We start from the raw sequence: 23,325 nt of genomic DNA on the forward strand, positions 1-23,325 counted from the left end.
CTCCTACTCACACCATTTTACAAATACGCTAACGGAATAGCTTCAACTTGTCCTTCGATTACCCGTCGAACGAGTTCAGCCTCTCTTTGATAGTTCAGTTCCACCGCTTTATCCACCCAATACGTAATGGCATCTGTGCCTTCTATTTTCAATCCTTTCAATCTGCATCTTTCAAGTCCAATATTCGCCATTATCAGACCCCATTGCAGGCCTAGTGATCTATATATTTCCAAAGCTTTCGTCCATTTGGCTGCTGCTGAATCATATTCTTCTTTTTGAAAATGGATTTCTGCATAGGTAGCGTGGATATGACCGACCCATCCTTTGATTCCTACTTTTTTAATCTTATTCATAGCTTCATCCAACAGATTTTCAGCAATCTTATAGTTCTTTTCCATTCGGTATATATCAGCCAGTGTACATATCAAAATAGCTTCATATCTTTCATAACCATTCATCTTCGCTATGGAAATTCCTTTTTCACAAAATTCTTTTGCCCATTTTAAGTGTCCGTTTAATTTCAAAACATCAACATATTTCCTGATTGCACGACTATAGTAACTTGGCTGATTGTTTTCAGCTGCATAGCGCATTGCTTTTACAAGCCATTTTCGGCTGAATTTCAAATCACCCTTCAGGACACCAAGGTTTCCACCGATCATGAATAATAGCTCGTTGTATTCCGTTTGCCAGTTCTTTTCTGCCAAAATGGGTTCCATTATCAATAGTTCCTGAATGAGAGGATTCACAGGCATCGAAAACATTTGATGATGGACTTTCCGTATTGCCAGATGTGCCGTTTGGGCTGATTCCAGGATTTGAGTTGTATCAAGCCTGTCGAAATATTCATCAATTATGGAAATAGCTTGGTCATACTCTCCATTTAAATGAATCATATCGACCAAAATTTGAATCAATGAAATTCCCATGTCCTTTGCACCATGTTCGTCATACACAGACGTTAGTGTTTCTCTTAGGAAACGCGACTCTCCTTGAAGCTGTAGTTTTTTCAGCACCGGAAGGCATTCTTCGGAAAGCCATGATATAAAATCCTTTTGATTGTGATAAGCTTTTTGATGGTAAATTAGTTCAGTCAATGCTTCTATTTCTGTTTCCTGGTCTATGTCGGGCTTTGTAGAATCAGTGAACTTTTTTCTATAGTAATTTGCCATTGTATCATGTACGTCAGACACTAACTCATTACTGGCATATTCTACTATTTCCTGCCGCATCATGGCGTGTATAAATAACTTCCCTGATTCGTTTGTTATAAATGAGAATTTATTGAAATCATCATACTTCGTAATCGGGTAGCCTGTGGGATACTCCGTTAATAAATAAGCGAATATATCTTTATCATAAAACCTGGCAATGGACATGATTTTCAATGTCTCAATTTCATCATCTGTTAAATATTGTAGAAAGCGGTCAAGAATCTCCCTTTTATTGGAACCAAATCTACTGGAATCCATTACCTCTCCACGATTTTTCATTTCAAAATAAGTATCTACCGACAAATCCAAATGGTATGGATACCCACCACTCGATTGGATTATTTTGTCACGAATTGGTTCTTCTTTGATCCCACACTGTTCCAGAAATACTTGCGCATCATGATAGTCAAAATTTTGGATCATTTGGTGATTGATAATGTTCTTCCAATCGGAATCATATTTTTCCCACTCCAAATACTCCCGTCCACAAATGACAAAAAGTACATTGGGAAGTGAACCGATTAAATCTCTTATCCATTTATCTTTCGTATGTATCGTACTTTTGTTATTCATTCCTGCCCAAAGTGCCTCAAATGTATCGAGAAAAATGACGCTGCTTGGAATCTGATATTTTTCTATCGCCTGCTGCAGATCAAAGGCAAAAAATGCAACGAGCTGTTCTTCAATTTCCTGTACGGAACAGTTTTCCAATTCTTTCAGGTAAGTCTTTACATCTTTATTCAAATTCCAATTTTTCTTTGACTCATAGACCTTTCCCACAATACCAGTAACTGTTCCAGCAATCCCCATGCCGTCCAGACTACTGACGATACTTGCCATTATGCCAAGTTCTTTTTCAAAAGGAAGCTTTTTTTCATTATAAGAAATATCTGGGTTGCGTTTACAGAAATAGATGGAATAGGCAATTTCAAAATGAGGAAAACTCAAACTTTGTTTGCACGTAATCTCCCGCACCAGCTCAAGCAATGCCCTGGCAGGTGAGTGCAAAGCAGTATCCTTAAAATCCAATACTGTATACATGGCATTCGGTTCCTGTTCCAGCAGTTCGACTTTCAGCTGTTTTTGCAGACTTGACTTCCCAATCCCTCCTACTCCGTAATACATAATGACATCATATTGTTGATCAGCGGAAGTTCTTTTTTTTATTTTTTTTAGCGTTGTTGAAAATACGGTTCTTGGAACTTCCCGATCGGTGAAATTTTTCGCCGGTATAAATTGCCGCTTATTACGGCCCAACTGGAAATGAGGTTGAATTGGCACAAAAAACCTTCTCCTTTATTCTGTTTTGTTACTATTAATTATAAATTATGTAGGTATTTTTTCATAGATAAATTTAGGTGTTAGCTATAACTCCTTATGAAATGCAAAAACGAGCCAGAGATATTCTCATGACTCGTTTTGTATTTATAATTCTAAAAAACAAATGACCTGATGCATGTGCCTTGTTTGCTTGAACATATGATTGCTAGTATAGCTTGAAATTGTGAACATCGGTATTTTTTTTTGTGAACTATAGCATATTCCCCGCGCGCAAACTCAGTTTGCGCAATAATAGCTCACGTGACACGTACAGTCGTTGTGCTTTTTCTACACTCACTGCCTGAAACTCCAATTCACTCCCGGACAACTTTTGTACAACATATGGCAGATCACTTGAGACTACCGTGGCAATTCTTGCATAGCCGCCAGTTGTTTGTCTGTCAGCGAGTAAAATAATTGGCTGTCCGCTTGCAGGTACCTGGATTGCCCCCGGTAATATGGCATCTGAAATAATATCTGCTCCATTCACATGGGATAGCTCAGGCCCTTCCAATCGGTAACCCATCCGGTCTGATTGGGAGGTCATTTTAAATGTCGAAGTGCAAAATTTTTTAAGTACGTCATCCTTAAAAGAATGTTGATCTGGGCCCAATACAACTCGAATTTTCCTTTGTCGAGCATAATTCGGGACGGCTGGTTCAAATAGCCCTCTGCCTGATAAGTGCTTTAGTGGAAATTTGACTTCCCCAGCTTCCAAACGGTCACCCTTTTGAAGATGGCGGCCTTCAAACCCACCTATCCCTGCCTTTGTATAGGTTGAACGGCTTCCCATCACAGGAGGCGTATTTATCCCCCCTGCAGCAGCAATGTATGCATAACTTCCATTTTGTGGCTGACCAAATGAAAGGCGTTGACCTTTTTTTGCTATAAAAGATTTCCAGCCGGCAACAGGCTTACCGTCTAATTTCGGTGATAAATCCGCACCGCAAATTGCAAGTACCGTATCCTCCAGCACGAAAAGTTCCGGCCCCATAATAACGACTTCAAGACCGGCTTCATCACGAAGATTTCCAACGAGCAGATTCGCTACCTGCAAGGCAAAACTGTCCATCGCACCTGAGACTACAACCCCATACTGCTGGAAACCTGTCCTGCCAAGATCTTGTACAGAGGTTGCCAATCCGGATTTTATAACTTCAAATAATTTCCCCATTTACTTCCCTACTTTTTCTATAGAAATACCTTGTTCTATCAACGCTTTATGCAGCCTTTTTGCAAACTCCAATGATTGAGGTTCATCTCCATGAATACAGATCGTATCTGCCTGAATTCTAATATCGGACCGATCCACTGCTTCTACTTTTCCATGCTGAACCATACGAATTACCCGAGCAACTGCTTCATCTGCATCTTCAACCATCGCGTTCTCAGATGTTCTTGCTGTTAGTGAACCGTCCGGCTGATACGTCCGGTCTGCAAACACTTCTTCAGCGACCATGAGCCCGACTTTTCTCCCTGCCTTGACAAGTTCACTGCCTGCCAAGCCAAACAGAATAAGGCTCGAATCAATTTTATAGACAGCCTCGGCGATTGCCTGAGAAATAGTCCCATCCTTAGCAGCCAGATTATATAGCGCACCGTGTGGTTTTACATGATTCAATTTGCTTCCATTGATTTTCGCGAACGTTTCAATCGCCCCTACTTGGTAGACAACGAGATTATATACTTCTTCGGGATCGATTTTCATCGGACGACGGCCAAAACCAATCAGATCCTGCAGACCGGGATGTGCTCCAAGTCCTACATTTTTTTTGATTGCTTGTTTAATTGTCCGTTGAATGACATTATGATCCCCGGCATGGTAACCGCAGGCAATATTGGCCGAAGATATGTAGTTCATCACTAACTCATCCTGCCCAATTGTATATGCACCAAAACTTTCTCCCAAGTCACTGTTCAGGTCGACGTGATTTGCCATTTGTCTCTCTCCCATCATGCGTTTTTAGCAGATGAAAGTATAAAACTTTCCTATCTGCATAAGTGCAACTAAGACTGTCACCGAAAGGCTTGGTGACAACCAAGTTTTCTAATATATTTCAATACTTGCGAATATAGCTCCCTGCCTCGATTTCACTTGCGATCGTATGATATTCTTCTGAGGTAATCGGAACAAACCGTATATAATTCCCCGCTCTCAGTAAGATAGGGGACTCTTGATCCGGATTATATAATTTTAAAGGGGTTTGTCCAATAATCTGCCAGCCTCCTGGGGATTCAAGTGGGTAAATTCCAGTCTGTTCACCAGCAATACCAACGGATCCTGCTGGTATTGCCGACCGTGGAGTGGATAGCCTTGGTGTGGCGATTTTTTCTGACATACCTCCAAGATACGGAAAACCAGGGATAAATCCCATCATATAAATTAAGTAATCGCTCCCTGAATGAATGGAAATGACTTCCTCTTCAGAAAGGCCATTCAGCTGGGCAACCTGTTCAAGATCCGGACCTTTTTCTCCACCGTAAAGTACAGGGATTTTCACGACCTCTGCAGCTGGTAGATCAATTTTAGAAAGCTGATTTTCTACAGCTTCCACTCTTTCTTTTAAAGCATCATATAAAAGTTGATATGGATCATAAATAATGGAAACCGACGTATATGTAGGAATCCATTCCATCACACCCGGTATCTTTTCTTTTTCAAGGTACATGCAAAAACTACGGATTTTCTCATTTGTTTCCTTAGAAATTGTTTCCCCGAACTGAACCCGTAAGCCCGCATCTCCATAAGCACTTATTTGAAACATACGTATCCCACCATCATAAAGAGTAAGAGGAGAAACTATATTCTCCTCGTTTCATTGTAACACTTTTAGGTTAAAACAATTGTGGCAATGTTTGGATTAGTGTTCTGATTCCAAGGTATGCCGTTAAAATTACTACGATTGCACCAAATATAGTGAGCCAGATTGGATGCTTATAATCTCCAACGATTTTTGAATTATGTGCTGCCAGTAGGATGGATCCAAGTGTCAATGGTAAAATCAAGCCATTAACGGCACCAGCAAGAACGAGTAATGTTACCGCCTGTCCAATAAACACAAAAACAACGGTGGAAAATATAATAAACCCGATGATCCAATATCTGTAGTTTTCTTCTATTTTTTTATGAAATGACCTTAGGAATGTAACGGACGTATATGCCGCCCCGATGACAGAAGTAATTCCTGCAACCCATAGAACAAGCCCAAACATACGATAGCCAACTTCTCCTGCTGCATATTGAAAAACGGTTGCGGCCGGATTGTTAGGATCAAGGCTGACTCCTGCTGAAACGACGCCAAGTACAGCTAGGAACAGCATAATCCGAATGAAAGAAGCTACTAGAATTCCCATGACAGATGTCCTATTAACCTCTGGAATACTTTCCTTCCCTGAAATTCCTGCATCCAATAGACGGTGTCCACCAGAAAATGTAATGTAACCTCCAACCGTACCACCAACAATGGTAATAATTGCATAAAAATCAAGCTCTAAAGGAATGAATGAACGATAGATGGCATCCCCAACTGGTGGCTGACTTACAATCATAACATAAGCAATTAGAATAATCAGTAAGCCACCAAGCCATTTCACAATTTGGTCCATTGCAGCTCCAGCTTCCTTGGATAAGAATACAAAAATTGCGATCGCAGCGGTGATTACCGCGCCGATTCTAGGATCAAATCCAAGCAGTGCATTGACACCAAGCCCTGCACCACCAATATTACCGATGTTAAAAGCGAGTCCACCAATCACGATGAAAATCGCGACTACAAAGCCAAGTCCCGGCAGAACTGCATTGGCAATCTCCTGGCCACGTTTCCTGGACACGGCAATAATGCGCCATACATTCAGCTGTGCACCAATATCCAAAAATATAGAAGCTAAAATAACGAAACCAAAGCTTGCAAGCAATGTTTCCGTGAAAACGGCTGTTTGCGTCAGAAACCCTGGTCCAACCGCCGATGTTGCCATTAGAAAAGCCGCACCAACCAGTGAATTTTTTCTGCTTTTCTTATCTTTTTCAGTCATTATATGTGAACCGTTTTTAGTCATCATGTCTCTCCTTTTTTGCGTTATATAGTAGGATTCTAAGATACGGCTGATATTTGTAGTATTCGGAGAAATAGTCAGGATATTCGAGTGTGGCTGATACGATGATTGGGGAAGTATTATTTCTTATTATTTCCCAATGCTGTTTTTCATGTGTTAGGGAGGTGCGCATATGTCGGCCAACAATCGGTAGGGCGTTAGAAACCTCAGGGCATTTGGCGAATTCGCTTCTCGTTGCACTTCTTCAGATAAGAAACCCTCATGGCTGCAGCATGCTGAGCCATGAGGGTTTCCTATTACCAAAAAAACAGTATGATGTATCATCTTAATATTCTATTAGAAAACTTGGTTGTCACCAAGCCTTTCGGTGACAGCCTTAGTTGCACTTATGCAGATAAGAAAGTTTCATACTTTCCTATCTGCCCAGAAAATCAACTATTTATCGACATAATTCGGGGAGTGACAGGCACCTACCTGAATTCGAGCAGTTTTTGTTTGAGTTCTTCTTCCATTCCAAGTAGTTCCTTTTCGGCCTGGTTGCGTTTTTCCCGACCTTCTGTTTGGATATGAATGGTCTCTTCTATCGTGGAAACAAGATGTTCCTGCGTTTGTTTCAATGTTTCAATATCGATGAGGCCGCGTTCGTTTTCCCTAGCTGTTTCGACTGTATTCGTTTTGAGCATCTCTGCATTTTTCAGCAGCAGATCATTGGTTGTTTTCGATACTTGTTTCTGCGCCTCTACAGCATTGCGCTGGCGCAGAAGGGTGAGCGCAATTGCCACTTGATTTTTCCAAAGTGGGATAGCTGTCAAAATGGAAGATTGTATTTTTTCGACCAAAGCCTGGTTCGTGTTCTGGATCAGACGGATTTGGGGTGCACTCTGCATCGTAATCTGTCTGCTAAGCTTCAGGTCATGTGTCCTTTTTTCCAGACGGTCAGCAAACTGCATCCTATCATTGACTTCCTGAAAATCCATCTGACTTTGACTCTGTTCTGCTTTTCTTCTAAGTTCTGGAATAATACGAGTCTCCAATTCCTCAAGCTTCACTTCTCCGGCAGCAATATAAATATTTAATGCATCATAATAATCTCTGTTTTTATCGAATAACTGTTCCAGCATGCTATTGTCTGACATTAATGCATCTTTACTGCGATCCAATTTTACACTGATACGGTCAATTTGCGCCCCGGTTTTTTGATATTTGGATAGAATCTCGTTTACGGAACCGGATATTTTTCCAAACATACGGGATAATATTCCGCGCTTTTCTGGCTTTAATTCATCCGGATTCACTTGTTCTAGTTTTTTCATTAGATCCGTTAAGATGGATCCAATCTCACCAACATCCTGATTCTGCACATGTTCCAGCATTCCATGTGAAAAATCCAGCAGCTTTGACTGTGCCTCTGTACCATACTGGGCAATGGACTGATTGTTATTCGGATCAATCTGTTGTGCCAGCTGCAATGCCCGCTCCCGATTTTCAATAGACAATTTATCAATCAGCTTTTCTGGCTTGTCCGTTTGCTCATTCCGCTTTGCAACCGGGGCTGCAGGGACTTCATCTTTCAGTATGCCAAACGGATTTGCAAGTAAATCATCCATCTCCCCCGATGGTTTGCGTTCGTTTTGTTCACTCATTTCGATAACCTCCTGTTCTTCTTACTCGTTCTATTGATGGACTGTTTGGCCACATCAAGCTCAAAATGTAATGTATCTATATCGTCATCCAGCATAATATGCAAGTCTTTTTTTATCGTCTCACCCAGAATCGAAACGGTCTGCCTAGTGTCCCGCAATGATTTTTCCATTTCTTTTGTTTTCGCCGGCTGCGAAGAAAGATAGGCGTATTTTTCAGCAAGCTCAACAAGGGAATCCAGATGATTATAGAAAAATCCTTCTGCCTGGTAAAAACGCTTCGGCTCTTTTTTGGCATTGGAATATATTTTCTGCGCTGTTCGCGCAATTTCGAGATTTTGCTTCGCATGCTGAAGTGTTCGCACCCTGAACAGAGACTTCTGCAAGCGCGATATTTTCTGCTTCGCATCTTTTAGATTGTTTTCGATAAATTTATATTCCCGTCTCGTCAATCCATTACTTTTTACAAAGCGGTAATCCAGAATTTGACTGGAGGTGAGATAAACAACCGCCCCTCCTCCAACCGCAAATAAACTGGAGAGCAAAAAAGTCTGTTCAAAAGCAAAAAAACTGATCAGCCATGTCGAAATCGTGCCGGCCAAACCTGCCATCGATTGAATGATAAATTGAAACATAGCCCTCATATCCACCAACTCCTATATGAAATCCCGGAAGATTTTTAATCAAAATGATCTATACCTACTATTATACTACTACGATAGCCTCTAGCAAAAGGATTCATCTTTTTTTCATGCCTTTTGTTGCCTGTCACTTCCCGAATTTTGTCCAAAAGAGTTGGGTACGATATGATATTTAACATAGACGTGTTGAATGGAGGAATAATCATGAAACGAATTGGTATTGATGCAGGAGGAACGCTCACAAAAATCGCCTATGAGGAAGATGGCAGACTTCATGTAAAGACCTATGGCAATCAGGAAATGGAAAAGCTTATGCAATGGTTGAACAACATAACCCCTAATGCCGTACTACATATCACCGGTGGAAAAAGCCGGCAATTGGCTACGATCGCTAATCACAAACAGCGACAAGCAGATGAATTTCAGGCAATTGTGGAAGGAACACGTTATTTATTGGGTGAGGAAAGTCATCTTTCAATTAATAACTATATTTTAGTTAGTATTGGGACGGGTACATCCATTTTTCATGTCACCCAAAGTCATTTTGAACGAGTAACAGGAAGCGGAATTGGCGGTGGCACATTAATCGGTCTTGGCTCACTAATCACAGGCAAAAAGGAATTTAAAGAACTTGTTACAGCAGCAGCAAATGGTAACCATGAAAACAGTGATTTATTGGTGAAAGATATCTACGCACCTGAGAAACCACCGCTTTTTGGTGAACTTACGGCAGCTAACTTTGGGAAAGCCCATCTTCATGACCTTGCAACCAGTGATGATCACATGGCTGCACTGATGCAATTAATTGCTGAATCAACTATTTTACTCGCCACCCAAGCAGCTGCAATGAAAAACGCGCAAAAAATTGTTTTCGTAGGCAGTACATTAAATGGCAATCAACCACTTAAAGACGTATTAAGCAGTTTTCAGAACATCATGCTATATGAACCTGTTTTTCTTGATAAGGGAGCCTATGCTGGAGCGATTGGTGCGCTGATTTCGTAACCATATCTACAACTAATGCGAGACAATCATGAAATGCAAGCAATAAAATAGAAATTTCCTCCTATCTAACACTATTTGACATTATTCGGGGAGTGACAGGAACCAGCTCAATGGTGAGGTATGTGTCGTCCTGGCTGTGTGGGGGGAGGAGGGTTTTGGGGAGGATGATTTCTTCCTCCAGCTCTTCCAGTAGAATGACTGCAAAATCGTTCTCAAATCGGTCAATCAATCCGACAATCTTCACGTTTGATCCATCATCTTTTGAAAATACGAAGCTAGTAAATACCAATAATGCTAGTATTCCAGCTATTACTGACAAAATATATACGCTATGGTTACTATTCAATTGCCACACTCCTTTTGGTTTTCTCCATTATGCCAACAATCTGGAATACTTTCATCTTCATAAAATAGGGAAATCACAACAAAAATGTCATTAAAAACCCAATTCTCCCTAAAGATAAAATTCAATAGTTGCCTCAATAGATATAAGCAAAATACTATTTTCTATAATTTTTAAGATAAACATCTCCTCCATCACATAGATTTCATTCGATATATTTGATACCCTAAAGATGAAAGTAAATGTATGGGGGAATATAATTGAATATAAAATTTTTACTCGCAATGATTCTTTCGGTTTTCCTTGTTGCATGTGGACAAAGTGGGACAACGGAACCAATGGAAAATAGTCTGGAAGAAGATGCGGCCACAGAAACTGCTGCTGAAAATGAAGTTGACGATGTTTCTTCAGATGAAGATGACGAAGCATCAGATGAGTCATGGGAAGCTGACGATGAGAGTGCTGCAAGCGAAACCACGGCCGATGATGAAAAAGAAGATGGTAGCCAAGCTAATAATGCCCTTGAAAATTTAAAAATCCACTACATAGATGTTGGACAGGCAGACGCTACCCTATTGCAGTATTCTGATGATGGGCAGTCCTATACGATTCTTTATGACACAGGGGACTGGCGGGGAAATGAGGTAGTCAATTACCTTCAATCACAACATGTTTCAACCATTGACCTTGTTGTTGTTAGCCACCCGGATGCCGACCATATTGGACAGCTCGATAAAGTCATCCATACATTTGATGTCGGAGAGGTTTGGATGTCGGGAAACGAAAGTTCGTCACAGACATTTCAGCGCGGTGTTGAAGCGATACTGAACAGTGGTGCCGATTTCCACGAACCACGCACAGGAGAAGAATATGAAATCGGTCCGTTGGAGATTGATGTGCTTTACCCAGCAAGTATCTCAGGCAAAGCTAATGAAGAATCTGTCTCATTGCTTTTCACTTACGGCAGTACCAAATTTTTGTTTACCGGGGATGCCGGCAGAAGTGATGAATTGAAAATGATGGCCAGTGGAATAGATATTCAGGCAGATATCCTCCAGCTCGGTCATCATGGTTCCAAAACATCCAGTGACCCTGCCTTTATCGATGCTGTTGATCCATCGGTCGCTATCTACAGTGCCGGGAAAAATAATAGTTACGGGCATCCAAGCCCTGAAGTAGTTTCACTGCTTCAACATTCAGGGGTCGAACTTTACGGAACAGATGTAAATGGGACGATTATCGTTACTTCGGATGGAGAAAGCTATTCAATTGAAACAAATAAAGACGGCACAATGAGTCCGGGAAATACAGCTTCATCTTCACCGGCACAGGAGCAAGTTGAAGAGGCGGAGACAGAGGCCACGGAGCAAGCTGCCGATCATAATTCCTGCATCAATATCAATACAGCTTCATTTGAAGAGGTTCAGGGGATTATCCATATTGGTCATGAGCGAGCGCAGGATTTAATTGACTTGAGACCTTTCAATTCTGTAGACGAACTTGGCAGGATCAGCGGGATTGGCCCTGCCCGGATAGCCGATATTAAAAATGAAGGATTGGCATGCACGTAGATTGTTGTTGATCGTTGGGTTGATGTAACGACTGTATCGGGTTGTAACATGTTGAGGAGGTGACCATGATGAAGGGCGTTCTTGATCGTTTTGAAGGTGACAAAGCTGTCGTACTTATAGAGGAAAACAAATCCGAGCTTATCGTCGGAAAAAGTGAATTACCTGAAGGAAGCAAAGTCAATACCGTTTTTCTTTTAGATGAGCGGAACGGGGAATATACTATCGTTTCTATTGATACTGCAGGCACACAGGCCGAAGCTCAGACATCATCCGACCTAATGGCAAAACTAAGAGCCAAAAGCAATGGAAGCAAGTTCAGTAAGAAGTAGTGCCTGTCACTCACGATTTTTTTTAATATGGCCGAAAAAAGTTAGCTCCGGATTGTGGAAGACCCACATTTCGGAGCTAACTTTCTCTTATTTATTTTCCGTTTATTTTTCAACCTTGTTCAGTGGTAATGATGGATCTGCAGCCCATTCGGTCATTGAACCGTCATACATTGCTACATTATCCTGCCCAAGTTTATTTAAAATGAGGGCATTCCATGTTGCAGCAATCCCGCTTCCGCAATATGTGATCACTTTTTTATTCGGGTCCAGTGCCCCAACATTTTCGAATTTCTCACGCAGTATAGCATCATCGAAAAGTTCTTTCGTTTTCATATCGGATAGCTCGCCAAAAAATACATTTACACTTCCAGGTATATGGCCACTTCGAGCATAAGTATCTGATTCTCCTTTAAAGTCAGCTTCAGATAAGCTATTGAGCAAAAGTACATTTTCATCATTCAATGCGTTTTTTACATCTTCTTTTGTTGCTAAAAGTTCAGGACGGCGATCTCCTGAGAATGTTGCTTTCGGATAGGACCCCGGATCTGTCGTAACAGGGCGCCCTTCTTCTTGCCACTTTGGAAATCCTCCATCAAGTACTGCTACATTTTCAAACCCTTCATAGCGCAATTGCCATGCAAGTCGTGATGCCCAATCGGATGCAATGACAGGTGCCCCGGCAACCGCATATCCCTGATCATAGACCACCACATACGTGTCATCACCGACACCGAGCTCACTAATTTTATTTATAAATCTTTCTCTCGATGGGACAGTAAATTTATATTCTGAATCCGGATCGGAAAGCTCACCAAGCAAATCAGCGTAAACCGCACCAGGAATATGGCCTTTCTCGTAAGCTTCCTTTCCAGACCAGACATCATAATATCCACCTTCTGGGGGTTGCTTTAAAAACGTTGTTGCGTCCAACAGCCTTAACTTGGGATCGTCCATCCTCTCAGCCAACCATTCCGTACTTACAATCAAAGGTACGTTACTCATCTTATATTCCTCCTTCTTAAAATAGAAAGTTCATTATTCTTATTAATTAACTATGATTTGGGTTAGAATAGCAGAAATCCTGCTTTTGTTCAAGTGTTCTGTACTATTCAAAGTGATGCAAGATGGTGGAGAACTGCCCCCGCCGCCATGTCGGTTTCTACCACTCAACTTATGTCGCTAGAAAAAGCCATTGGAATCCTTCCCAATGGCTCAGTTTTCTAATCTTTATTTTTATGGTTTTTATTTTTACTATCTCCAACACTATCTTGGAATTCACCTTTTACTTTATCAAGCTTACCATCAGCCTTTTTGCTAGAGTCATTTGTTGCACTGCCCCACTGATCCTTTGCTTCACCTTTAATCTTATTGCCGGCACCTTTTGCCTTTTCTTTAAATCCATTGTCTGACATATAAATCCCTCCAAGTTGATGTTAATAGACTATTACCCGTTGGAGGAGATGTTAAACTTAACGCCGTATTGATCTGGTAAAACTAAAGGAGGACAGTGTTCGCCTCTGTTGGTGCATTCACGAATTCTGTAAATAATTTTAGAAACTTAGTATCTGCCGTCAATTCAGGGTGAAAAGAGGAAACGAATAAATTCCCTTGGCGGGCAGCGACAATATTTCCCTCATATGTGGCCAAAATTTCCACATCAGATCCTACCGTCTCAATGTATGGTGCCCGAATAAACACCGATGGAAAAGTACCTTGTATACCTTTCACTTCCAAATCGACTTCAAAGCTATCACGTTGTCGCCCGTATGCATTGCGCTTTACTTTAATGTCCATTAATCCTAAATGGGATTCCTCTGAATCTGCAATCTCTTTGGCCAAAAGTACCATCCCTGCGCATGTTCCGAGGATAGGCTTATCATTTTTAGAGAAGTTTTGCAGTGGTTCAAGAAAACCATAGCGGACAATCAGATTTTTGATTGCAGTACTTTCCCCGCCCGGTATAATCAAGCCGTCGATTTCATCCAACTGCTCCGGTTTTTTCACTATTGTACCTTCCAAACCTAATGCTTTAATATGATTTAAGTGCTCTTGTACTGCTCCTTGCAAGCCAAGAATACCTATTTTCTTTCTATTATTTTGCATATACTAACAGCCCCCTTCAACTAATACTTTTCGACATATTTCGGGTGGTGACAGGCACTGTTCGGTTTTCGACAATATTCGAGGAGTGACAGACACCCCACGGAACCTACCAGCCGCGTTCCTGCATTCTTTCTTCAGCAGGTAGTTTAGATATGTCGATTCCTTTCATGGCGCTGCCGAGTTCTTTTGACAGTTTTCCAATTAATTCATAATCATTATAGTAAGTAGTTGCCTGTACAATTGCACTAGCGAATTTTTCTGGGTTTTCCGATTTGAAGACTCCTGATCCAACAAAAACGCCATCAGCTCCAAGTTCCATCATGAGCGCTGCATCTGCTGGAGTAGCGACACCACCTGCAGCAAAGTTAACAACAGGTAACTTGCCTTCTGCTCTTATTTGCTTCAGAATCTCATACGGAGCTCCTAATAATTTCGCTTCGGTCATCAGTTCGTCGTCGTTCATGTGGACCACTTTACGAACCTGTGCCTGAACTTTACGCATGTGACGAACAGCTTCAACAATATTCCCAGTTCCTGGCTCCCCTTTTGTACGAAGCATTGCAGCACCTTCTCCAATACGGCGGGCAGCTTCACCTAAATCACGGCACCCACACACAAATGGCACGGTATATGCACTCTTTAAAATATGGTATTCTTCATCAGCCGGAGTCAACACTTCACTCTCATCGATATAATCAACGCCCATTGCTTCGAGCACTCTTGCTTCCACAATATGGCCAATACGAGCTTTCGCCATAACCGGGATGGATACCGCATTCAGTACTTCTTCGACGATACGTGGATCTGCCATTCTCGCAACGCCACCAGCCGCACGAATATCAGATGGCACTCTTTCCAATGCCATAACGGCTACAGCACCAGATGCCTCAGCGATTTTTGCCTGCTCTGCATTAATGACATCCATGATGACGCCACCTTTTTGCATTTGCGCCATTCCTCTTTTTACCGTTTCACTACCCAATTGTTTTTCCAATATTCCCACTCCATTCATTTAAATTAGATTGTAATTTTTTATTATGTCATTTATTATAAAAATTATGTGAACCTATTAAAAGTGCCAGTTTCACGAAAAACAACAAGGTCAGTTTAAAAGAGGGGCAATAAAAATGGATATGTTATCCTGTCATTTAAATAGGGATGCAGAAATTTCTTTATATGAGCAATTGTATATTTATATTAAAAATGAAATTACGGAAGGCCGCCTCGCATATGGATCCAAGCTGCCATCCAAACGCAAGCTTGCTGAATATTTGAGCATCAGTCAAAACACAGTGGAAACTGCATATGACCAACTGATTGCAGAAGGATATGTGGAATCGCTGCCTCGTAAAGGATATTTCGTCATGGCCAGTGGTGATTTGGAATATGTACAACCTTCCGATGCAAAGCCAACAACGGATCCACAAGAGGAAAAACATCGTGAGATCAACTTCAATTTCCATCCGAGTTGGGTCGATACAGAAAATTTCCCTTTTACACAGTGGCGGAAATATGCAAAAAATACGATTGATAAACAGAATCACAAACTGCTTTTGCTAGGTGATGCACAAGGGGAATTTGAACTTCGCCAGGAAATTTCCCACTATTTGTACCACGCCCGTGGGATTCAATGCTCCCCAGAGGATATTATTGTAGGGGCGGGAGTTGAGATTTTACTGCAGCAACTATTGCTTTTATTTGATAGAGATACGATGTATGGTGTCGAGGATCCGGGTTATCATTTAATTTTACGTTTACTGAAAAGTTATCCAAATGAAGTTTACCCGCTCGAGGTCGACGAGGAAGGTATTCAAGTGGAACCGATTGAAAAAGCAAATCCAAATGTCGTTTACGTAACTCCATCCCATCATTTTCCATATGGTACCGTGCTTTCCGTTAATCGGCGTGCACAGCTTTTAAACTGGGCATCGGAAGAAGAAACTCGCTATATTATAGAAGATGACTATGACAGTGAATTCCGTTATACTGGAAAAACAATTCCAGCATTGAAAAGCATGGATCCGGCAGGGAAAGTGATTTATTTGGGTTCCTTCTCCAAATCATTAATACCGTCGCTGCGCATTAGCTATATGGTTTTGCCTAGGCCGTTGCTTCAAAAATATAAAACGGAGCTTGGATTCTATCATTCTTCGGTTTCTCGGATTGACCAGCATATCCTTGCTCAATTTATGAGAGAGGGAGATTTTGAGAGACATTTAAACCGAATGAGGAAAATCTATCGGCGTAAGCTCGAGAAGATTACGGAACTATTAAAACCCTATGAGAAAACGGTCTCCATCATTGGTGAACGATCGGGCCTCCATATTGTGCTCGCTGTCAAAAATGGTTTGCGTGAAGACGAACTCGTTCAACGAGCAGCTGGGGCTGGCATCAAAGTATATCCCCTATCCGCATATTCATTAGGAAAAAACTATGAAAATCCGCCGAAAATTATATTAGGATTTGCCGGCATACCAGAAGATAAAATGGAAACATCTGTAACAACCCTCCTCAAGAGCTGGCAAAACTGAAAGAGGGTGGCACCGTCTTAGGGTGGTTAAGTATATTTTATTTAGGGTATAATCAACTAGTCTTTTAATTTTAAGGAGTGATTTCATGGAGTTTTTGGAGGAATTTATTGGGATAATTAATGATTTTCTATGGTCTTATATTTTAATTATTGTTTTACTCGGGGTAGGACTGTACTTTACGTTAAAAACAGGATTTGTACAATTTAAAACCATTCCTGAGATGTTTCGAGTTATCACTGACAAACGGGCATATACTGCTTCAGGGAAGAAAGGAACAAGCTCATTCCAGGCATTTGCTATCAGTGCGGCATCCCGCGTCGGCACAGGAAACATGGCGGGTGTTGCATCGGCAGTCGCACTGGGAGGACCTGGAGCATTATTTTGGATGTGGTTGATTGCACTGCTGGGAGCAGCATCGGGCTTTGTGGAAAGTACGCTTGCCCAAGTATACAAGTTCAGAGAAGTAGATCAGTATCGTGGTGGTCCAGCGTATTATATTGAAAAAGGACTGAAGAACCGCTCGCTTGGCATTGTATTTGCAATCACCATTACGTTTACATATGGACTCGTTTTTAATTCCGTACAGTCGAATACAATAACGCTTGCTTTTCAAGGGCAATTTGATCTTAATCCTATCATTATTGCAGCCGTACTGACTTTCTTGACAGCAATAGTCATTTTTGGCGGAATCAAAAGTATCGCAAATGTATCACAGATTATCGTTCCAGTTATGGCAGTTTTATATATTGCACTCGCGATTGTCATACTTGTAATGAATATATCGGCCATACCAGATATGTTTTCCCTCATTTTTGCAAACGCATTTGGTATTGAACAAGTTGCCGGTGGTGGATTTGGAGCGGCTATTATGATGGGAATTAAGCGGGGATTATTCTCCAATGAAGCAGGTATGGGTGCTGTGCCGAATGCAGCTGCTACCGCTGAAGTGACCCACCCTGTTAAGCAAGGGCTCATCCAGGCTTTAGGTGTATTTTTTGATACTATTATCTTGTGTACAGCAACTGGATTTATCATTCTTACTGCAGGTGGATATGCCGGAAGCGAAGAAGATGGAATCCAAATTACGCAGACTGCTTTCACGCAGCTCCTTGGTGATTGGGCAGGTATTTTTGTAGCGATTGCCATTTTCCTTTTCGCATTTAGTTCCATTTTAGGAAACTATTATTATGGAGAAAGCAATATTGCTTATATTAAAGATAGTAAAATAGGAATATTTGTTTATCGTATTGGTGTACTCGCCATGGTTGTGTTCGGAACAATGGCTACATTTGATATCGTTTGGGCACTGGCGGATCTTACCATGGCGATTATGGCCTTAATCAACCTTTACGCAATAACAAGGCTTTTCAAAATTGCAAACCGATTGCTGAAAGATTATCTTCAACAGCGAAAAGAAGGAAAAGACCCAGTTTTTTACAAAGATATACTTGATAATCAGGATGGAATCGAATGTTGGGAACGGGAAGAACAAAGGTAACCCATAAGAACAAAAGCGCAAGCGTCCGTTAAGGGACGTACGGACTGGACTGAGGCGTAGGAGATAAAGGAAACACGACGAACGGAGAGAGTCGATGTTGACTTATCGTACGGAGGTGAAGGAAGTCTCGCTAGTCCCTGGGCGCTGGAGCTGGACGTGGCCGTTTAGGTGTAAGAATTAATTGCTGCCAAAATTTTATACTTTCTTATATAGCAAGATAGACTAGATAAGATGGCCAAAGCCCGATTACATGCCCTGACACCACACCCTTCTCGCTTCGACAAAATTCGGGTGGCGCCTGTCACTGTACGGTTTTCGACAAAAACTGGGAAGTGACACCTAAATTAAGGAGGTTCAAACATGCCGATAACACTATTTTGGATGATTGTTGCTTTATTCTTTCATTCGCCAAATTCAGTGCCTGCAATCGAAAACCTTGTCTCAACATTAAACCCGGCTATCCATCAAGAGGCAACGGTGGATGATATCCATTTCTCTTCTATTGTAATCGATAGTCATGTCGATACAATGATGCATGTTATTAACGAAGAAACATGGCTTCCTGAGATAGATATCGGGGAAGAAACTTCCTTGCATATCGATATTCCAAAAATGAACGAAGGCGGCTTGAATGCAGCATTTTTTGCAGCCTACACAACTGATTATTATGGCAACAACGCTCGCAATGTCAGCCGAACACTTGCCCTGATTAATGCACTTCATTGGACAGAAAAAAACAACCCGGATGAAATTCAGATTTCCTCAACAACTCATGAAATCTTGAATACGGTGCATCAGGGAAAGATCGCAGCAATCCCGACAATCGAGGGTGGCTACTCCCTTGAAGAACACAACGCAATAGAACTGCTCCATCAGTACCATGATCTCGGTGTAAAAGCTATCGGCTTTAATTGGAATTACTCCAATGCGCTCGGTGAAGGTGCGAATCGAGTATATGGCGATCCGGAGAAAACTCCATCACAGGGCGGCTTGACGGATCTTGGCGCTGCCGTATCCAAGGAAATGAATAAGCTGGGAATGATTATCGATGTGTCCCATATGTCGGAAAATACATTCTGGGATGTAATGGAAGTAACTGAAGCCCCTGTTATGGCAACCCATTCCGCTGTCAATAAACTGAAAAATCATCAGCGGAATCTAACCGATGAGCAGCTGAGAGCTCTTGCTGAAAATGGTGGTGTCATCGGTATCGTTTTTTATCCTTTATTTTTGACAGATGAACCTGAAGCTTACGTAACTGATGTTGTGGACCACATTGACTATGCAGTAAACCTAATCGGTATCAATCATGTCGCAATTGGATCAGATTTTGATGGCTCCGATATGCCAATTGATATAAATGACGCGACAGACCTTCATAAAATTACAGATGAGCTTGTTCACAGAGGGTATACAAATGGGGATATTCAAAAACTGCTCGGTAATAATACGCTGCGTCTATTAAATGACGTGGAAGAAGCCGCCGAGATACTCCCTGATAGCAGTCGAGATTGGGAACATATTAAAATCAATCCATCATTTGAAATGGGAGAAATCATCGATAGCAGTACACCACTTCTGACAGCGGATATTGACGCCGAAGCTGACTTAAAAATCGAAGACAGCAGCTTCAGAGTGATAGTTGATGGCATTGCATATGATGCTGATTACGATTCGGAAGCATCAACCATTTCCAAGCAGCTTTCGGAACCTCTTCAGGAAAAATATCATGTTGTAACATTTGAAGCCTCTATGGATGACAATGAAACTATTAGAGAAACCAGAATCTTTTACATCAATGGCAATTAGTCACTAAATCACTCGACAAAATTCAGGTGGTGCCTGTGTTCGCACTGTTCGGTATTCGAAAAAACCGGGGAGTGACCACAGGCACCGATTAATTAATAATTCTTTCATGTATGTAGTGTCCTCTGTAGTATGCTTCTTTTTCTTTTTCTTCCTGCTTACATACTAGATAGTATCGTATTTCGTAATTAAAATAGGTAGACAATAGTCCAAGATCAGGCATAACTTTTCTGTATGGTTGTGAAAGCGGAAATATCCCCTTCCTGTCATATGCTCTCGTCTCTAACTGTGCTTTATGATAGTACATTCTTCTTTTATTCTGCTGAAAGAATTCCTCAAATGTTTTTTTCTTATTTTCTTCCAACCTTTTCTCTCCTTCATTAAAAATTTATCATTATGTGCTGTTTACAATGCTTTCTTTTCTGGGGGAGGAGCTATTACATTATCAAGTCTTTCTGCAGCATTGTTCAATTCCTAAACAACACCCTTTCAGCTGATCTGCTGCTTCTAGCTGACGATTTATGTATTTTTGTGTCTGTGCCATGATCCTGTATAGCTGTTTTTCAACTTTGTCATGAGTTTATAAAACAATAGTAGAAAACCTCCACGAATTTTATGTTTATTATAATATATTTTACGAATATATAGTTATCTATTTTTGATACATATTATTGTTTCCGCATCAACCGACAAATTTCAGGGAGTAACAGTCACCGATTTGTGGTGCTGTTCTGTCATTTTAATGTTTTTGTAATTTTTGTAATGTTAATTCCGTTATCCCCTCCCCTGCAACATTTATCCCCCACTCTATGTTACAAAACCACCCTCACCTTAATAAATCAATCGGTACAGGTTAAATTAATCAGTTTTCTATAAATTCATGCAGGGTATCTATCTGATAAGGATCAAGAAAACTTGGCATTCGTCCATGCTTTTGCAGCGAATCTTTATTGCCCAAAAGACCCCGATAATCCTTTAAGGAGGCCGCCTATGGAAGTACCTAAAAAAATCCCAGATAATCCTGGTGTACGAGCATCGGTTCTCGCGGGTGGGATCAGTTTCCTGGCTACTACTGCACCGTTATTGCTGCCCAAAGTCCGGAAAGGGTTAAGCCATGCAATACCTAGAGTGAAAAATATACTCAAACGGGCGGATGACCCATCAGAAATTAAAGAAGCAGCAGCATCGGAAGTAAAAGAAGAAATGGCCGAGCAATTCCGTGACAAGTTGACAGAGGGTATTCAATCCAAAGCAAATGAAGCCGCCCAAAAACTTCAGAATCAGAAGGATGAAAACGCCGCAAAGGTTCATTCTAATGCAGAAAAAGTAGAAGAAAAAATGCAGAATGTCTTACGGAGTGTCCACGATAAAGTTGCCGGGGCCAAGGAAATCGGTGAAGAGTTCCAAAACAAGATGAAGAAAAGGACAGGATCAGATACTGGTGTGCGTGGGGTGAATCACATTAAAAGAGCAAGTCACATCAAAGGTGCTGCAAGCATCAAGAGCTCTACAAGAATTAAAGGTCCAGGAAGTATCAAACACCACTCCGACCTTAGAAAGGCGTAAAAGCTTCCATAGCTTTTTAATATATAAAGTTCAACAACCAGAAAGGAGCATGTTTACATGGCTATTCAAAAGTCTACCGATAGTTCAAGCTTAGCAGAGGTTATTGATCGTATTTTAGACAAAGGGATTGTAATTGACGCATTCGCGAGGGTTTCTGTAGTTGGAATCGAACTGATTACAGTCGAAGCTCGTGTTGTAATTGCAAGTGTGGATACATGGTTACGATATGCAGAAGCTGTCGGCTTATTGCAGGATGATTTTGAGGAGGATGGTCTGTCCGACCGTTTATCCGCCCGCTCAGATAGTTTGGAATATGAAGAGGAAGAAGCATAATTTCCATCATGAAGTCAGGGGCAGTTACTGGCCCTGACTTCATCCATACTTATTAGAAAATATGGCAATTGATTAAGACTTTTTCCGAATGCCTTAGTTGCACTTATCCATTAAGCGTAGCCATGTTGGTTTCTTACCTGCCCAAAAAGCAATAAAGGAAGTGATAACATATGAGAATAATGGTGGAAGTCAAAGATTTTTTTAATGAAAATATCGCCCCTCCCCATAAAATAATCTCCGTCAAAAAGCATGAAGAAAATGGCGAAACCGGCTGGCGGGCACTTGTAGAAGTAATTGAGGAAAAAGAATACATGAAAAGATATGCAAATGATCAAATGGTTGGACTATATGAGGTTTTTCTTGATGACGATTCCGAGGTTACCGGTTTTTCAAGAATAAGTCTCAGGTTTCGAAGTGATTTGGAGGAACAGGCATAGATGGACAGGAGGATCAGACATGACCGAACACAAAGAGAAAAATCAGACAAGCTTATATGAACAATCTTCCTACTACAAAGATATTATCAGACGGTCATTACGATACCTGGATACCGGCTATCCACTTCATTTCACCGGACCCTCAGGAATTGGGAAAACATCCCTTGCCCTCCATATCGCAAAAAAGAGAAAGCGTCCGGTCATGCTGTTAAATGGAAATAAAGATCTTTCTACAGAGGATTTAATCGGAGCTTTTTCAGGGTACAAACGGAGGAAGCTAAAAGATAACTATGTCAGAAGTGTCCATAAAATTGAAGAAAACGTTACTGAATCATGGTCGGATGGACGGCTGCTTGAAGCAGTGAAAAAGGGCTATACCCTTGTATATGACGAATTTACTCGTTCACAGCCCGAGGCAAATAATATATTTCTGCCTATTCTTGAGGAAAAGATTTTGCCACTCTATGGAACAAAACAGAAAAAATCATATATAGAGGTCCATCCAGATTTTTCCGTCATTTTTACAAGTAACCCTCTTGAATATGCAGGGGTTTATGAGACCCAGGACGCCTTATTGGACCGAATGGTAACACTCACGCTGGAATCAATGGAGCAGGAAGCTGAAATCACTGCAGTGGTTAATAAAACCACTATTCAAAAGGAAAAGGCTGAAGCAATTGTTGATTTCATGATGAAGGTCCGTAAACTGTGTCCGGCCAAAGAAGGTTTTCAAGGACCAAGTCTACGGGCATCCATGATGATAGCAGAAATAGTAAATCGTTACGATATACCGATTGACGGATCAAATGACGAATTTTATCAGCTATGCTTTGACATCACTTGGTTTCCCTTGCAGGCATGTGTTGAGGACAAGCATAAACATCGGCTACAAAGACAACTGGAGCAGGAATGCAGAAAAATAACATTGAGGTGAA

General features: G+C 41.2%; 23 protein-coding genes. 10 read left to right on the top strand and 13 right to left on the bottom strand.

The features are described 5' to 3' along the window. Window positions 1–17: 17 nt before the first annotated feature. From MN204_RS07095 to MN204_RS07125, 7 genes are all read right to left on the bottom strand, one after another. Window positions 18–2,495: a tetratricopeptide repeat protein gene (locus MN204_RS07095; protein WP_249870407.1), complete on the bottom strand. Its 2,478-nt coding sequence runs from the start codon at window positions 2,493–2,495 to the stop codon at window positions 18–20. Between the two features lie 250 nt (window positions 2,496–2,745). After that, window positions 2,746–3,708, bottom strand: a complete 963-nt coding sequence (locus MN204_RS07100; RefSeq protein WP_249870408.1) for a 5-oxoprolinase subunit C family protein — start codon at window positions 3,706–3,708, stop codon at window positions 2,746–2,748. Then, a complete protein-coding gene (locus MN204_RS07105; protein ID WP_249870409.1) occupies window positions 3,709–4,473 on the bottom strand; it encodes a LamB/YcsF family protein in 765 nt (254 codons plus the stop codon). A 118-nt stretch (window positions 4,474–4,591) separates the two neighbouring features. Then, window positions 4,592–5,299, bottom strand: coding sequence for a 5-oxoprolinase subunit PxpB (pxpB, locus tag MN204_RS07110; protein ID WP_249870410.1), 708 nt, complete (start codon window positions 5,297–5,299; stop codon window positions 4,592–4,594). 70 nt (window positions 5,300–5,369) lie between these two features. Next, complete coding sequence (locus tag MN204_RS07115; protein WP_249870411.1) at window positions 5,370–6,590, bottom strand: NRAMP family divalent metal transporter; 1,221 nt, start codon at window positions 6,588–6,590, stop codon at window positions 5,370–5,372. A gap of 467 nt (window positions 6,591–7,057) precedes the next feature. Further along, complete coding sequence (locus MN204_RS07120) at window positions 7,058–8,230, bottom strand: toxic anion resistance protein (RefSeq protein ID WP_249870412.1); 1,173 nt, start codon at window positions 8,228–8,230, stop codon at window positions 7,058–7,060. After that, complete coding sequence (locus MN204_RS07125) at window positions 8,227–8,871, bottom strand: 5-bromo-4-chloroindolyl phosphate hydrolysis family protein (protein WP_249870413.1); 645 nt, start codon at window positions 8,869–8,871, stop codon at window positions 8,227–8,229. The genes MN204_RS07120 and MN204_RS07125 overlap by 4 nt, the downstream gene beginning before the upstream one ends. A 201-nt stretch (window positions 8,872–9,072) precedes the next feature. On the opposite strand from MN204_RS07125, the gene coaW reads away from it, so the two are divergent. Further along, window positions 9,073–9,873: a type II pantothenate kinase gene (gene coaW, locus MN204_RS07130; protein WP_249870414.1), complete on the top strand. Its 801-nt coding sequence runs from the start codon at window positions 9,073–9,075 to the stop codon at window positions 9,871–9,873. Window positions 9,874–9,934: 61 nt separating this feature from the next. Here coaW and MN204_RS07135 read toward each other — a convergent pair whose 3' ends face one another. Then, complete coding sequence (locus MN204_RS07135) at window positions 9,935–10,219, bottom strand: DUF3006 family protein (protein ID WP_249870415.1); 285 nt, start codon at window positions 10,217–10,219, stop codon at window positions 9,935–9,937. A 257-nt stretch (window positions 10,220–10,476) separates the two neighbouring features. On the opposite strand from MN204_RS07135, the gene MN204_RS07140 reads away from it, so the two are divergent. Continuing rightward, window positions 10,477–11,787 (top strand): MBL fold metallo-hydrolase, encoded by a 1,311-nt coding sequence (locus MN204_RS07140; RefSeq protein WP_249870416.1) that lies wholly within the window; start codon window positions 10,477–10,479, stop codon window positions 11,785–11,787. 65 nt (window positions 11,788–11,852) lie between these two features. Continuing rightward, a complete protein-coding gene (locus tag MN204_RS07145; RefSeq protein ID WP_249870417.1) occupies window positions 11,853–12,116 on the top strand; it encodes a DUF3006 domain-containing protein in 264 nt (87 codons plus the stop codon). 102 nt (window positions 12,117–12,218) lie between these two features. On the opposite strand, the gene MN204_RS07150 is transcribed toward MN204_RS07145, so the two are convergent. The 4 genes from MN204_RS07150 to pdxS all read right to left on the bottom strand — a co-directional run bounded on the left by MN204_RS07150 (window position 12,219) and on the right by pdxS (window position 15,213). Further along, a complete protein-coding gene (locus MN204_RS07150; protein WP_249870418.1) occupies window positions 12,219–13,118 on the bottom strand; it encodes a sulfurtransferase in 900 nt (299 codons plus the stop codon). A 218-nt stretch (window positions 13,119–13,336) separates the two neighbouring features. Further along, window positions 13,337–13,528, bottom strand: coding sequence for a CsbD family protein (locus tag MN204_RS07155; protein ID WP_249870419.1), 192 nt, complete (start codon window positions 13,526–13,528; stop codon window positions 13,337–13,339). Window positions 13,529–13,610: 82 nt separating this feature from the next. Next, a complete protein-coding gene (pdxT, locus tag MN204_RS07160; protein WP_249870420.1) occupies window positions 13,611–14,219 on the bottom strand; it encodes a pyridoxal 5'-phosphate synthase glutaminase subunit PdxT in 609 nt (202 codons plus the stop codon). A gap of 106 nt (window positions 14,220–14,325) precedes the next feature. Continuing rightward, window positions 14,326–15,213 carry a pyridoxal 5'-phosphate synthase lyase subunit PdxS gene (gene pdxS, locus MN204_RS07165; RefSeq protein ID WP_438804690.1) on the bottom strand — a complete coding sequence of 296 codons (888 nt, stop codon included), beginning with the start codon at window positions 15,211–15,213 and terminating at the stop codon, window positions 14,326–14,328. A gap of 133 nt (window positions 15,214–15,346) precedes the next feature. Here pdxS and pdxR point away from each other — a divergent pair, with 133 nt between their 5' ends. From pdxR to MN204_RS07180, 3 genes are all read left to right on the top strand, one after another. Continuing rightward, the gene (gene pdxR / locus MN204_RS07170; protein ID WP_249870421.1) at window positions 15,347–16,750 is read left to right on the top strand and encodes a MocR-like pyridoxine biosynthesis transcription factor PdxR; all 1,404 of its coding nucleotides are present in this window, start codon (window positions 15,347–15,349) and stop codon (window positions 16,748–16,750) included. 85 nt (window positions 16,751–16,835) lie between these two features. Beyond that, window positions 16,836–18,248 carry an alanine/glycine:cation symporter family protein gene (locus tag MN204_RS07175; RefSeq protein ID WP_249870422.1) on the top strand — a complete coding sequence of 471 codons (1,413 nt, stop codon included), beginning with the start codon at window positions 16,836–16,838 and terminating at the stop codon, window positions 18,246–18,248. Between the two features lie 360 nt (window positions 18,249–18,608). Beyond that, a complete protein-coding gene (locus MN204_RS07180; RefSeq protein WP_249870423.1) occupies window positions 18,609–20,057 on the top strand; it encodes a dipeptidase in 1,449 nt (482 codons plus the stop codon). Between the two features lie 88 nt (window positions 20,058–20,145). Here MN204_RS07180 and MN204_RS07185 read toward each other — a convergent pair whose 3' ends face one another. Continuing rightward, window positions 20,146–20,418, bottom strand: a complete 273-nt coding sequence (locus MN204_RS07185; protein ID WP_249870424.1) for a hypothetical protein — start codon at window positions 20,416–20,418, stop codon at window positions 20,146–20,148. A 626-nt stretch (window positions 20,419–21,044) separates the two neighbouring features. On the opposite strand from MN204_RS07185, the gene gvpQ reads away from it, so the two are divergent. The 4 genes from gvpQ (at window position 21,045) to gvpN (ending at window position 23,324) form a co-directional block, all read left to right on the top strand. Next, the gene (gvpQ, locus tag MN204_RS07190) at window positions 21,045–21,620 is read left to right on the top strand and encodes a gas vesicle protein GvpQ (protein WP_249870425.1); all 576 of its coding nucleotides are present in this window, start codon (window positions 21,045–21,047) and stop codon (window positions 21,618–21,620) included. 57 nt (window positions 21,621–21,677) lie between these two features. After that, window positions 21,678–21,953, top strand: coding sequence for a gas vesicle structural protein GvpA (gvpA, locus tag MN204_RS07195; protein ID WP_067726060.1), 276 nt, complete (start codon window positions 21,678–21,680; stop codon window positions 21,951–21,953). A 170-nt stretch (window positions 21,954–22,123) separates the two neighbouring features. Then, on the top strand, window positions 22,124–22,390 hold the full coding sequence (gvpO, locus tag MN204_RS07200; RefSeq protein ID WP_249870426.1) for a gas vesicle protein GvpO: 267 nt from the start codon (window positions 22,124–22,126) through the stop codon (window positions 22,388–22,390). Between the two features lie 19 nt (window positions 22,391–22,409). Further along, on the top strand, window positions 22,410–23,324 hold the full coding sequence (gene gvpN, locus MN204_RS07205; RefSeq protein WP_249870427.1) for a gas vesicle protein GvpN: 915 nt from the start codon (window positions 22,410–22,412) through the stop codon (window positions 23,322–23,324). Window position 23,325 lies beyond the last annotated feature (1 nt).

This window comes from Oceanobacillus saliphilus, assembly GCF_023522835.1.
GTDB classification, from domain to species: Bacteria; Bacillota; Bacilli; order Bacillales; family Amphibacillaceae; genus Oceanobacillus; species Oceanobacillus saliphilus.